General features: G+C 59.8%; 6 protein-coding genes. 1 reads left to right on the top strand and 5 read right to left on the bottom strand.

Annotated elements, in window-relative coordinates; translation table 11 throughout:
• Positions 1-26: 26 nt before the first annotated feature.
• The 5 genes from msrA to aceE form a co-directional block, all read right to left on the bottom strand.
• Positions 27-674, bottom strand: a complete 648-nt coding sequence (msrA, locus tag ACCC96_RS12765; protein ID WP_018928566.1) for a peptide-methionine (S)-S-oxide reductase MsrA — start codon at positions 672-674, stop codon at positions 27-29.
• Between the two features lie 68 nt (positions 675-742).
• Positions 743-3,436, bottom strand: a complete 2,694-nt coding sequence (locus tag ACCC96_RS12760; RefSeq protein ID WP_019650744.1) for a putative bifunctional diguanylate cyclase/phosphodiesterase — start codon at positions 3,434-3,436, stop codon at positions 743-745.
• 236 nt (positions 3,437-3,672) lie between these two features.
• On the bottom strand, positions 3,673-5,067 hold the full coding sequence (locus tag ACCC96_RS12755; RefSeq protein ID WP_413696017.1) for an alkaline phosphatase D family protein: 1,395 nt from the start codon (positions 5,065-5,067) through the stop codon (positions 3,673-3,675).
• 282 nt (positions 5,068-5,349) lie between these two features.
• Entirely contained in the window at positions 5,350-7,302 is a 1,953-nt protein-coding gene (gene aceF / locus ACCC96_RS12750) for a dihydrolipoyllysine-residue acetyltransferase (RefSeq protein WP_413696016.1), read from the bottom strand.
• A gap of 11 nt (positions 7,303-7,313) precedes the next feature.
• Positions 7,314-9,959: a pyruvate dehydrogenase (acetyl-transferring), homodimeric type gene (gene aceE / locus ACCC96_RS12745; protein WP_019650741.1), complete on the bottom strand. Its 2,646-nt coding sequence runs from the start codon at positions 9,957-9,959 to the stop codon at positions 7,314-7,316.
• 383 nt (positions 9,960-10,342) lie between these two features.
• Between aceE and glnE the strand changes: the two genes are divergently transcribed.
• On the top strand, positions 10,343-13,282 hold the full coding sequence (glnE, locus tag ACCC96_RS12740) for a bifunctional [glutamate--ammonia ligase]-adenylyl-L-tyrosine phosphorylase/[glutamate--ammonia-ligase] adenylyltransferase (RefSeq protein WP_413696015.1): 2,940 nt from the start codon (positions 10,343-10,345) through the stop codon (positions 13,280-13,282).
• Positions 13,283-13,682 lie beyond the last annotated feature (400 nt).

Raw genomic sequence — 13,682 nt, 5'->3', positions numbered from 1 at the left:
GGCTGCGATCTTTTGCTTTTTGGGGTTTAGATCGGGCACGTCACGCCAGTACCGCCAATCCCGCAATACCCCTCAGGATTCTTGGCCAGGTACTGCTGGTGATACGCCTCGGCGTAGTAGAACGTCGGGGCTTCGTCGATTTCGGTGGTGATGATGCCTTTGCCAGCCTTGGTCAATTCTGCCTGGAACACTTTCGCGCTGTTCTTCGCCGCTTCCAGTTGTTCCGGTTTGGTGCAGTAGATCACCGAGCGGTACTGGGTGCCGATGTCGTTGCCCTGGCGCATGCCCTGGGTCGGGTTGTGCAGTTCCCAGAACATTTTCAGCAGCTGTTCATAGCTGACTTTTTCCGGCTCATACACCACGAGCACCACTTCGGTGTGCCCGGTCAGGCCCGAGCAGACTTCTTCGTAGGTCGGGTTCGGCGTGAAGCCGCCGGCGTAACCGACCGAGGTGCTGAACACGCCTTCGCGCTGCCAGAATTTGCGTTCCGCGCCCCAGAAGCAACCCAGGCCGAAGATTGCGAATTCTACGTTGCCCGGAAACGGACCCAGCAGCGGGTTGCCGTTGACGAAGTGTTTCTCCGGAACCTTGATCGGGGTTTCGCGGCCAGGCAGAGCTTGTTCTTTAGTCGGGAGCACGTTTTTGTTCACCAGAATTTCCGAGCGCAGAACCATGATCAGTCCTCTCAGTCAGGTTGAGATGTAAATACAGACTGCCAGTTTGCCCGAGTGTTACGTCGCTGTCAGGCGATTGGGCCGCGTGGGTAGCGTTTGAGCTTTTCGATCAGCTCGGAGCCCGGGATCGGTCGGTCGAACAGGTAGCCCTGGCCGACGTCGCAGCGGTGGCGGCGCAGGAAGGCCAGTTGCTCGGCAGTCTCGATGCCTTCAGCCACGACCTTGAGTTTCAGGTTGTGGGCCATGGCGATCACGGCGGAGGTGATTTCCATGTCGTCCTGGTTGTCCGGGATTTCGTGGATGAAGCTTCGATCGATCTTGATGATGTCGATCGGGAATTTTTTCAAGTAGCTGAGCGACGAGTAACCGGTGCCGAAGTCGTCCATCGCCAGGGTCAGGCCCAGACGCTTGAGCTGATCGAGCTGCAAGTGCGTGTCTTCGGTGGCTTCCAGCAGCAGGCCTTCGGTCAGCTCCAGCTCCAGCAGGTTCGCCGGCAGCGCTTCTTCCTTGAGGATGTTGGCGATGGACGCCACCAGGTCCGGGTCGGAGAACTGCTTGGGCGACAGGTTGATCGCCACTTGCAGGTTGCCCAGGCCAGCGGCGGTCAGGTCTTTGCTCATGCGGCAGGCCTGGCGGGCGATCCATTTGCCGATCGGGATGATCAGGCCGGTTTCTTCGGCCACGCTGATGAATTGGTCCGGGCGGATCATGCCTTTTTCCGGATGGTTCCAGCGCAGCAGCGCTTCCATGCCCAGCAAGCGACCGCTGCGCAGGCACAGCTTGGGCTGGTAGAACACGTCCAGCTCGTTCTGGGTCAGGGCGCGGCGCAGGTTGTTTTCGACGAACAGTTTGTAGCTGGCCTCGGCATTCAGCGCTTCGGTGAACACTTGCACCTGGTGTTTACCGTTGGCCTTGGCCTTGTGCAGCGCCAGGCCGGCGTTGCGCATCAGCGTCTGTGGGTCGCGGCCGTGCAGCGGCGCGCAGGCCAGGCCCACGGAGCCGGTGACGCTGATCAACTGGTTGTCGACGAACATCGGTTTGTCGAGGGTTGCCAGCAATTGATTGGCAACCTGCTGGCCCGCCGAGAGGTCAGTGTCGTCCAGCAGTACCGCGAATTCGTTACTGGCAAAACGCGCCAGACTGCCGCTCGAACTCAGGCTGTTGCGCAGGCGCCGGGCCAGGCTGATCAGCAGTTTGTCGCCGGTCTGGTGGCCGAGGCTGTCGTTGATCCGCTTGAAGTTGTCGATGTCCACCAGCAGCAGGCTGATTGGCGTATCGCTGTCTCGGGCGAAGCGCTCGTCGAGGTTGCGGATGAATGCCGGACGGTTGCCGAGGTTGGTCAGGTTATCGGTGTAAGCCAGGCGCTCGATTCGTTGCTGGGCGAGCTTGGTATGGGTGATGTCTTCGTAGATGCCGATGTAATGGGTCAGTTCGCGGTTGTCGCCGTAGACCTTGGAAATCGACAACTGGCCCCAGTAGGGTTCGAGGTTTTTACGCCGGCTCTTGAACTCGCCCTGCCAGCTGTTGCTCTTGGCCAGCGCCGACGGAGCGTCGAACAGCAGCTCGCTGAGGTTTTCCAGCGCCGGCAGTTCCGACAGCCGCTGGCCGTGGACTTCCTCGGTTGTGTACTGGGTGATCGCGGTAAAGCTTGGGTTGACGTACTCCACCACGCCGTCGCAGTTGACCAGCAGAAAGGCGTTGGCGCTTTGCTCCACTGCACGCTGGAACAGGTGCAGGGCGCTGGTGGCGGTGCGGCGGTTGTGGTTGTTGATGACTTGGGCGAATTGATCCGCCAGTTCGCCGGCAAAGGCTATTTCATCCGACTGCCAGGCGCGGGTCGCCCCGATCTGTTCCAGGCAGAGCACGCCGACCACCTGGCCATCGACGCGGATGCTGGCGTCGAGCATGGCGTTGACGTCGCGCGGGCGCAGGTGCTCGGCGATTTCCCGGGTGCGTGGGTCGCGCATGGCGTTGTGGGCGTCGATGGCGCGGCCAGTGTGCAAGGCGTCGAGGTAATCGGGAAAACCACTGGCGTCGATCGGCGCCGGTAGTTGGCGACCCCGGGTGGCGCGGTGATAGGCCGAGATCGGCGTCAGTAGCGAGCCATCGAGGTTCCACAGGCTGGCGCAGTCGATTTCGTAGATGTCGCAGGCGCTACGGGTGATCAGTTCGGCAGCTTCTTGCAAGGAATTGTTGGTGCTGTAGCGCTGGCGGGTCAGCAGCAGGATCAGGTCTTGCTGGGCGCGCACTCGGTCCAGGTGCTGCAGTTGTTCCTGCTGGGCACGTTGATTGAGTTCCAGGGCGATTTGCAGGCGTGAGTTCTGGGTTTCCAGATCCAGCGCCGGCAGCAACGGTTCGCCGTCGAACAGGCCGTCCACCACCATCAGGTAGCCGCGCAACAGGTGTCGATTGTGTTGTTTGTAGGCTTCGCCCAGTTCCAGCAGGCTCAGAACGCCTGCGGCGGTGTGCAAGGTGTAGCGGATCAGGTAATGCGGGCTTTCGGTGAGTTGCTGCTGGATCGTGTCATGCAGTTGATAGCGCGCTTCGGGTTCCATCAGGCTGGCGTAGGGCGAGCCGACCAGAGCACAAAGCTCCACCGCCGGCAGGCCGAACTGTCGTTCGCAATTGGGATCGAGAAACAGCAGCGCCCAGCTTGGTTCATTCAGCCGTTCGAAACGCAGCATGCCGAGCCGCGAGGGCACAGGCAACTGCGTCACTACCTCGGCCACCATACGGCTGGCGGCATCGGGTTGGCTTTTCATTGAGGGAAACTCGCTTCGAATATGCTGATCGCGCCGGGCTCTCGCCCTCTTTACTGTTGCCTGCGGCAAGGTTGCATCATTGCGACACCGACTGACAAGAGACATGAAGGCCAAGTGCTATAAGAATATGTCGGCAGACGTGGAGAATTCTTCAACGAGGCGCCGAAAAGTAATGCTGTGAATCAAGAGATCGCAGCCTTCGGCGGCTCCTGCAAGGCTGCGATCTTTTCCAAGGGTCAACGCAATTTGATGCTGATCGACTGCAATGGCTTGCCATCCCGATCGTGATAATTGACGCGAACCTGTTCGGCCTCGACGACCAGATGGGCAAAATTGTCCTGGCTGATCACCTCGCTGGTCAGTTCATGCCGATAGTCGCCCGCCGCTGTTCGGGCCAGGGCTTGATCGAGGATGAAAGTCGATGCCTTGGCATACGGCAGCAGCTTGCTGTTGCACAGCGGTGAAGACACGATGGTGTGGACTTCGAAATCCGGGTTCTCGCTGTGGATCAGGCGACTGGTGAGGGAGCCGTGGACATCGCCGGAAATGAACAGGACGTTCTTGATACCGCGTGTACGAATCGTCTCCAGCAGCCGTAGGCGTTGCTCCGGGAAGGCTTTCCAGGCGTCATCGCCGTTTAGTTTGCGGTCGGGATAGAACATGACGCTGGTGACCACGAATTTGACCCGGGCCGGGCTATTGATCAGCCATTTGAGCAGCGCCTGTTCCTGTTCTTCGTCAAGGATACGCCGGTCGTTGGCCGACAGATTGCGTCGCGTCCGGCTATCGGTGACAAACCACCCGATATCACCCTCGGAGAACTGATACCAATACTGCTCCAGTCTTTTGCTTACTTGCCCATTGGCCAGCAGTTCATGCGTGGGGCTGTGACTGGCTTGATATAACTCATATGCTGCAATGGCATTTTTGTATAAGTAATCATCGGCGTTACTTTTATTGGCGGGCCAGTTGTCTTCTATTTCATGGTCGTCGAGGATCATATAAGTCGGCATGCCCGACATTAACTTGGAAATATGAGGCTGGGAAAAGGCTGTGCGGTATTTTTTGAGAATGTCCTGGTATTCCCGGTCGGGGGCCACGACGTTCAAGTCGTCGACGTAAATCTGGTCGCCAGTCATCAGCATGGCGCTGATGGGCGGTTCGGCGCTGTCCGCCAGGCTGTTGATCGAGGCAAAAATCCGGTCGCCCAACTGTGGGGCTGACGCAATGCCGGCGGTCATTCGCAGGTAACGACACGAACCGACGATATAGGCCCGGGGCTGGGTGGTTTTGCTGGACTGCGTGCGAAAGCGGTAAATCTCCCGTGGCCATTGCAGCGGCAGTTCCTGAACCGTCTCCACGGTATGCACCGGGCTCATGGGGCTGAACCAGCCTGCCTGGTACTCATAGTCGGTGTCGGTGGCCAGATCGTTGAGTGCAATCACATCGGACATGTCGCGCAAGACGGTCAGTTTTGCAAATACGCCTTTGGACCAATATTGCTCACCGGTGCGTCGATAACGGATGCCCGCAAATACCAAGGCATCGTTCTGTAGATCACCGCGCAAGAAAATACGCGCATGGTTAGTTGTGGTGTGGCCGATAATTGGGCCGACAGTTGGTTTGAACATGTTCGAATCCATTCGAGGTAATGCTAACTAAGCAGATTAAGTCGTCGAGGTTTCTATAAGAAATCTCCCAACTAAGCCTAGTTATTGGCTGGAAAAAAATATCGGGCGGAAGTGGACTGGGGTTGTAGGTGGCGTAAGCCGTGAATGTAGGAATAAAGTGCGAATGGGGGCTTTTTTCAGGCAAAAAAAAGCCCCGCCAAATCGACGGGGTTGAGGTACGAGCGTGGCGCTCGGAAAACGTGGAACGCGATTGGCCCTCCGCCAGGGGAGGGCCAGTCGGTGTTACAGCAGGATGGTGCGGATGTCCGCCAGCAGGTCGCTCAGACGCTTGGTGAAGCGTGCAGCAGCGGCGCCGTTGATCACGCGGTGATCGTAGGACAGCGACAGCGGCAGCATCAGTTTCGGCTGGAAGGCTTTGCCGTCCCAGACTGGCTGGATGGTTGCCTTGGAAACACCGAGGATCGCCACTTCCGGCGCGTTGACGATCGGCGTGAAGCCGGTGCCGCCAATGTGGCCGAGGCTGGAAATGGTGAAGCAGGCGCCTTGCATCTCGTCCGACGAAAGCTTCTTGGTCCGGGCTTTTTCAGCCAGGGAAGCAGCTTCGGCGGCCAGTTGCAGGAGGCTCTTCTGGTCGACGTTCTTGATGACCGGTACCAGCAGGCCATCCGGGGTGTCGACGGCGAAGCCGATGTTCACGTATTTCTTGCGGATGATCGCTTTGCCGCTTGGTGCCAGCGAGCTGTTGAAATCCGGCAGTTCCTTGAGCAGGTGTGCGCAGGACTTGAGCAGCAGCGGCAGGATGGTCAGCTTGACGCCGGCCTTCTCTGCAACGGCTTTCTGGGCGTTACGGAACGCTTCCAGCTCGGTGATATCCGCCGAGTCGAATTGCGTCACGTGCGGCACGTTCAACCAGCTGCGGTGCAGGTTGGCAGCGCCGACCTGCATCAGGCGGGTCATCGGCACTTCTTCGATTTCGCCGAAGCGGCTGAAGTCGACGACCGGAATCGGCGGGATGCCCGCGCCGCCGGTTGCACCAGCTGCAGCGGCCGGAGCTTCCTTGGCCTTCTGCATCATGGCCTTGACGTAAACCTGAACGTCTTCCTTCAGGATGCGACCGTGCGGACCGCTGGCGCCGACAGCGCTCAGCTCGACGCCGAACTCGCGGGCCAGTTGACGTACGGCAGGGCCGGCGTGAACTTTCGCGCCAGGCTTGGCAGGAGCAGCAGCCGGGGCAGCAGGAGCGGCGGCAGCCGGAGCAGCAGCGGCAGGCGCTGGAGCACTCGGCGCAGCAGCGGCAGCCGGAGCTGCAGCAGGTGCCGCGCCTTTGACTTTCAGCTTCAGGATCAGGTCGCCGGTACCGACTTCGTCATCCAGCTTGATGGAAACGCTTTCCACCACGCCAGCGGCAGGCGATGGGATTTCCATGCTCGCCTTGTCGGATTCCAGGGTGATCAGCGACTGGTCGGCGGCAACAGTGTCGCCAGCCTTGACCAGTACTTCGATGATCTTGGCCTTGCCAGCCGAACCGATGTCCGGGACGTGAATGTCCTGAACGCTGTCGGCAACCGGTGCAGCCGGAGCCGAGGCGGCTGGCGCCGGAGCAGCGGCAGCAGGCGCAGCAGCCTGGGCGGGAGCGGCAGCAGCAGGGGCCGCAGCACCCGCCACTTCCAGATCCAGAATCAGATCACCCGTGCCGACTTCGTCGTTGAGCTTGACGCTGATGGCCTTGACCACGCCAGCGGCGGGCGAAGGGATTTCCATGCTGGCCTTGTCGGATTCCAGGGTGATCAGCGACTGATCAGCCTCGACGGTGTCGCCGACCTTGACCTGGATCTCGATGATCTGGGCCTTGCCCGACGAACCGATGTCCGGCACGTGCACTTGCTGAATGCTGGCTGCAGCCGGCGCGGCAGCAGGCGCCGCCGGCGCAGGTGCGGCAGCCGGTTTGGCTTCAGCTTTGGCAGCTGGCGCAGCGGCAGCCGCAGGGGCTGGCGCAGCGGCACCTTCGACTTCCAGTTCCAGCAGTTCGTCGCCTTCTTTCAGGCGATCGCCCAGCTTCACTTTCAGGCTCTTGATGATGCCGGCCTTAGGCGCAGGCACTTCCATGCTCGCCTTGTCCGATTCCAGCGTCAGGATGCTCTGATCGGCTTCGATACGGTCGCCGACCTTCACAAACAGTTCAATTACTTCACCTTCACCGCTGCCGATGTCAGGTACGCGAATGAGTTCGCTCACAGAGTGTCTCCTCAGCAGTCCAGTGGGTTGCGTTTTTCCGGGTTGATGCCGAACTTGGCGATGGCTTCAGCCACCACTTTAGGTTCGATGTCACCACGGTCAGCCAAGGCTTCCAGGGCTGCCAACACCACGAAATGACGGTCTACTTCGAAGAAGTGACGCAGCTTCTTGCGGCTGTCACTGCGGCCGAAACCATCGGTGCCCAGGACTTTGAATTCCTTGGACGGGACCCACTGACGAATTTGTTCAGCGAACAGCTTCATGTAGTCGGTAGAGGCAATGACCGGACCTTTACGGCCGTTCAGGCACTCTTCCACATAGCTCAGCTTAGGCTTCTGGCCAGGGTGCAGACGGTTAGTGCGTTCAACGGCCAGGCCATCGCGACGCAGTTCGTTGAAGCTGGTAACGCTCCATACGTCGGCGCCGACGTTGAACTCTTCACGCAGGATCTTCGCCGCTTCACGGACTTCACGCAGGATGGTGCCGGAGCCCATCAGCTGAACGTGGTGCGCCGCTTCGCGGGTGTCTTCCTCGAGCAGGTACATGCCTTTCTTGATGCCTTCTTCGGCACCGGCCGGCATGGCTGGCTGCTGGTAGGACTCGTTCATTACGGTGATGTAGTAGAAGACGTCCTGTTGCTCTTCGGTCATCTTCTTCATGCCGTCCTGAATGATCACCGCCAGCTCGTAGCCGTAGGTTGGATCGTAGGTGCGGCAGTTCGGGATGGTGGCAGCCAGCAGGTGGCTGTGACCGTCTTCGTGTTGCAGGCCTTCACCGTTCAGGGTGGTACGGCCGGCGGTGCCGCCGATCAGGAAGCCACGGGTACGGCTGTCGCCAGCGGCCCAGGCCAGGTCACCGATACGCTGGAAGCCGAACATCGAGTAGAAGATGTAGAACGGCAGCATCGGCTGGTTGTGGCTGGAGTACGAAGTACCGGCAGCGATGAAGGAGCTCATGGCGCCCGCTTCGTTGATGCCTTCTTCGAGGATCTGGCCCTTCTGGTCTTCCTTGTAGAACATCACCTGGTCTTTATCGACTGGCTCGTAGAGCTGGCCGACGGAGGAGTAGATGCCCAACTGACGGAACATGCCTTCCATACCGAAGGTACGGGCTTCGTCCGGGATGATCGGTACGATGCGCGGGCCGATTTCCTTGTCCTTGACCAGTTGCGCGAGGATCCGCACGAAAGCCATGGTGGTGGAAATTTCACGGTCGCCCGAGCCGTCCAGGATCGCCTTGAGGGTGTCCAGTGGAGGAGTCGGGATGTTGAAGCTCTTGGCGCGACGCTGTGGTACGAAACCGCCTAGTGCGGTACGGCGCTCGGCCAGGTAACGGGCTTCGGCGCTGCCTTCTTCCGGTTTGAAGAACGGCAGGTTCTCCAGTTCTTCGTCCTTGACCGGAATGTCGAAACGATCGCGGAACAACTTCAGGCTGTCGACATCGACTTTCTTGGTGTTGTGCGCAGTGTTTTTCGCTTCGCCGGCACCGGTGCCATAACCTTTGATGGTCTTGGCCAGGATGACAGTCGGTTGTTCCTTGTGGTTGACCGCTTCGTGGTACGCCGCGTAGACCTTGTACGGGTCGTGGCCGCCACGGTTGAGTTTCCAGATCTCGTCGTCGGACAGATCGGCAACCATCGCCTTGAGTTCTGGCGTGTTGAAGAAGTGTTCACGCACGAACGCGCCGTCTTTGGCTTTGTAGTTCTGGTACTCGCCGTCGATGACTTCGTCCATACGGCGTTGCAGGATGCCGTCGACGTCCTTGGCCAGCAGTGGGTCCCAGAAACGGCCCCAGATGACTTTGGTCACGTTCCACTGAGCACCGCGGAACACGCCTTCGAGTTCCTGGATGATCTTGCCGTTGCCGCGAACCGGGCCGTCGAGGCGCTGCAGGTTGCAGTTGATGACGAAGATCAGGTTGTCCAGCTTTTCGCGGCCGGCCAGGGAGATGGCGCCCAGGGATTCCGGCTCGTCGCACTCGCCGTCGCCCAGGAAGCACCAGACTTTCTGTTTGCCTGGCTGGATGAAACCACGGTGTTCCAGGTACTTCATGAAGCGTGCCTGGTAGATCGCCTGGATCGGACCCAGACCCATGGATACGGTCGGGAACTGCCAGAAGTCAGGCATCAGCCATGGGTGAGGGTAGGACGACAGGCCCTGACCGTCGACTTCCTGGCGGAAGTTGTTCATCTGGTCTTCGGTGATGCGGCCTTCCATGAATGCACGGGCGTAAACGCCTGGCGAGGTGTGGCCCTGGAAGTAGATCAGGTCGCCGCCGTGTTCGTCGGTCGGGGCCTGGAAGAAATAGTTGAAGCCGATGTCGTACAGGGTTGCGCTGGAGGCGAAGCTGGAGATGTGACCGCCCAGGTCAGAATCTTTCAGGTTCGTGCGCATCACCATGGCCATCGCGTTCCAGCGTACCAGCGAGCGAATGCGGCGTTCCATGAACAGGTCGCCAGGCATGCGTGCTTCGTGGGTAACGGGAATGGTGTTGCGGTATGGCGTGGTGATGGCGTAAGGCAATTGCGAACCGCTACGGGTTGCGAGTTCGCCCATACGGGTCATCAGATAGTGAGCACGGTCTTCGCCTTCTTTGTCGAGAACCGATTCCAGGGCGTCCAGCCATTCCTGGGTTTCGACGGGATCGAGGTCTTGCATGGCTTGCTCCAGGGCGGAAAGGCTTCCAGAATCGGTTGCCTGAGTTTGCGACTGGCCTTGTGGGCAGACGATATAAATTCTTGGATTGCCGATAGGTTGTTCCGGCGGCGTGTAGTTTTACTACAAATCTTCGGGCATTTCAGCCTTTCGAATGTATAGACGAGTAGTAAAACTACAGATGATTGGCTTGTGGCCTCCGGCTGCGTTGTGAGAATAATCGTTAAGGTTGGTCTTTTGCCAATCGAAAAAGGTGGAAGCTTGATGATCGCTGCCAAAAATAAAGAAATTTCAGCTATTTCTAACCTTTGTTCGACAGTCAGTCACGTAGCGTGTTTTCACGAATCACTACATGCAGCCCTTCACACGCCGATCAAGGATAGACCATGAGCCTCCCTTCGCTTGCCGAACTGCCCGATGGGCTCCTGTCGTTTGTCACCCGCGCCGAGCAGTCGTTTCGTACGACGGTCGGGGTTCTTCCCGATGACCATGGCCTGTCTGCCTGGACGCCTGAGCGCTGGGCGCAATTTGCTCGCGTCGCCGCTGCCAGCGACTTTGTGATTGAACAGAGTCTGCGTGACCCTTTGATGTTGCTGGAACTGGTGCAGTCCGGCGAACTGGACCGTGCCTTGGCGCCGGGCGAGTTGTGCGCACAGATCGCCACGGCGGTGAGCGCCGCCGAAACCGACGACCAGCTAGGCCGTGCCCTGCGCCGCCAGCGTAATCGTCATCAGGTGCGGATCATCTGGCGCGACCTGACTCGCCAGGCCGATCTGGTGCAGACCTGTCGCGACCTCTCGGACATGGCCGATGCCAGTATCGATCAGGCCTATCAGTGGTTGTACTCGCGGCATTGCCAGCAGTTCGGTGTGCCCACCGGGCGGCGCAGCGGCGAGCCGCAGCAGATGGTCATCCTCGGCATGGGCAAGCTCGGCGCGGTGGAGCTGAACCTGTCGTCGGACATCGACCTGATCTTTGCCTACCCCGAGGGTGGCGAAACCGTCGGCGTTAAACGCTCGCTGGATAACCAGGAATTTTTCATTCGCCTCGGCCAGCGTCTGATCAAGGCGCTGGACCCGATGACTGTCGACGGTTTCGTGTTCCGCGTCGACATGCGCTTGCGGCCTTACGGTTCGTCCGGCGCTCTGGTGCTGAGCTTCAATGCGCTGGAACAGTATTACCAGGATCAGGGCCGTGACTGGGAGCGCTACGCGATGATCAAGGCGCGGGTGGTGGCTGGCGATCAAGTGGCTGGCGCCCAGTTGCTCGAGATGCTGCGGCCGTTCGTTTACCGGCGTTACCTGGACTTCTCGGCCATCGAAGCGCTGCGCACCATGAAGCAGTTGATCCAGCAGGAAGTCCGGCGCAAGGGCATGGCCGACAACATCAAGCTCGGTTCTGGCGGCATCCGTGAAGTCGAGTTTATCGCCCAGGCCTTCCAGCTGATTCACGGTGGTCGCGACCTGAGCCTGCAACAACGTCCTCTATTAAAAGTACTGAGCACCCTGGAGGGGCAGGGCTATCTGCCGCCGGCGGTGGTCGGCGAACTGCGCGAAGGCTACGAATTCCTGCGTTACACCGAGCACGCGATTCAGGCGATTGCCGACCGCCAGACCCAGATGTTGCCGGACGGTGCACAGGATCAGGCGCGCATTGCCTTCATGCTTGGGTTTGCCAACTGGACGGCATTCCACGAACAACTGATGTACTGGCGTGGCCGGGTGGCCTGGCACTTTGGTCAGGTGATTGCCGATCCCGATGAAGAGCAAGGCACCGAGAGCGAAGTGGTGGTCGGCGGGGAATGGCTGCCGTTGTGGGAAGAAGCCCAGGACGAAGAAGCCGCGTGCCGCCAACTCGAAGAGGGCGGTTTCGCCGATGCCGGCAAGGCGCTGAAAGCATTGGCCAGTCTGCGCAGCAGTCCGCAATTGCGTGCCATGCAGCGTCTGGGGCGGGAGCGTCTCGATGCGTTTATTCCGCGCTTGCTGGCCCAGGCCGTGGAGCACGCCAATCCCGATCTGGTGCTGGAGCGCGTGCTGCCACTGGTTGAAGCGGTGGCGCGGCGTTCCGCCTATCTGGTGCTGCTGACCGAAAACCCCGGTGCGCTGCGCCGTCTGCTGACACTGTGCGCGGCGAGTCCGTGGATTGCTGAACAGATCACGCGCTTCCCGTTGTTGCTCGACGAATTGCTCAACGAAGGCCGGCTATTTAAGCCGCCGCTGGCGCCGGAACTGGCGGCCGAGTTGCGCGAGCGTCTGACGCGGATTCCCGAAGACGACCTCGAACAACAAATGGAAGCCCTGCGGCATTTCAAACTGGCGCACCGCTTGCGTGTCGCTGCTTCGGAAATTGCCGGTAGCCTGCCGTTGATGAAAGTCAGCGATTACCTGACCTGGCTTGCCGAAGCGATCCTCGAACAAGTGCTGGCCCTGGCCTGGCGCCAGACGGTGGCCAAGTACGGTACACCGCTGCGCACCGACGGCAGCGTGTGCGACCCTGGATTCATCATTGTCGGTTACGGGAAAGTCGGCGGTCTGGAATTGGGGCACAGTTCGGACCTGGACCTGGTGTTCATCCATGACGCGGATCCGCAAGCGGAAACCGATGGCCCGAAACCCATCGACGGCGCGCAGTTCTTTACCCGGCTCGGGCAGCGGATCATTCACTTGCTGACGGCTCAGACCAACTCCGGTCAGTTGTATGAAGTGGACATGCGCCTGCGACCGTCCGGTGCTTCCGGTTTGCTGGTGAGTTCATTGGGGGCGTTTGCCCGGTATCAGGAAAACGAGGCCTGGACTTGGGAGCACCAGGCGCTGGTGCGGGCGCGGGTGCTGGTGGGCAGTCAGGATGTCGGCCAGGCATTCGAGAAGGTTCGCGCGACGGTATTGGCCAAATCGCGGGACCTGTCGACCTTGCGCCAGGAGGTCAGCGAGATGCGCGCCAAGATGCGCGATAATCTCGGCAGCAAGAGCACTGCGGCGGGCACGGCGGCAAATGCCTTCGAGGCCACGGCGCCGTTCGATCTCAAGCAGGACGCTGGAGGTATCGTCGATATTGAATTTATGGTGCAATACGCGGCTCTGGCGTGGTCTGAAACACATCCGTCATTGCTGCGCTATACCGACAATATCCGCATTCTGGAAGGGCTGGAGGAGGAAGGGTTGATACCCGCCGAAGACGCCAGCCTGTTGCGTGAGGCTTATAAAGCCTACCGCTCCGCCGCTCACCGGGAGGCCTTGCAGAAGGATGCCGGTGTGATACCGGGCGACCAGTTCGCGGATGAGCGACGGCAGGTCATGCGGATCTGGCGTGAGCTGGGGTTAAGCTGACATGAGTGCGGCAGGCTTTTGTGGCGAGGGAGCTTGCTGTGGCGAGGGGGCTTGCCCCCGTTCGACTGCGCAGCAGTCGCAAAGCGTTACACTCGATAATATGTGTAAGTGGTTGAAGATTTTGGGAGTGCTCCGCACTCCAGCGGGGGCAAGCCCCCTCGCCACATTAACAAGTCAGCCCAAGAGATTTACTGGCTAAGCTGCACGCACTGGATGTGCAAAAATTGATCTGACGAGCCTGTACAGGCTCGTCCAAATGACCTGGCGGCTTACCCCGCAGGTGCTGGATTCTCGAGGCGGGGGGGGGGGTGGCGGCCCCGGTGGGTTTTTGTAAACACAAAAAAAATTTGATAGGTGGGGGCCCGTGGGGGGGGGTCAAGGGGGTGGGGGCGACACAGTT

It is taken from the genome of Pseudomonas sp. Pseusp11 (assembly GCF_047304405.1).
Taxonomy (GTDB): domain Bacteria; phylum Pseudomonadota; class Gammaproteobacteria; order Pseudomonadales; family Pseudomonadaceae; genus Aquipseudomonas.
Note: the sequence above shows the minus strand (reverse complement) of the source record. Positions and strands in the feature narration are given on the sequence as shown.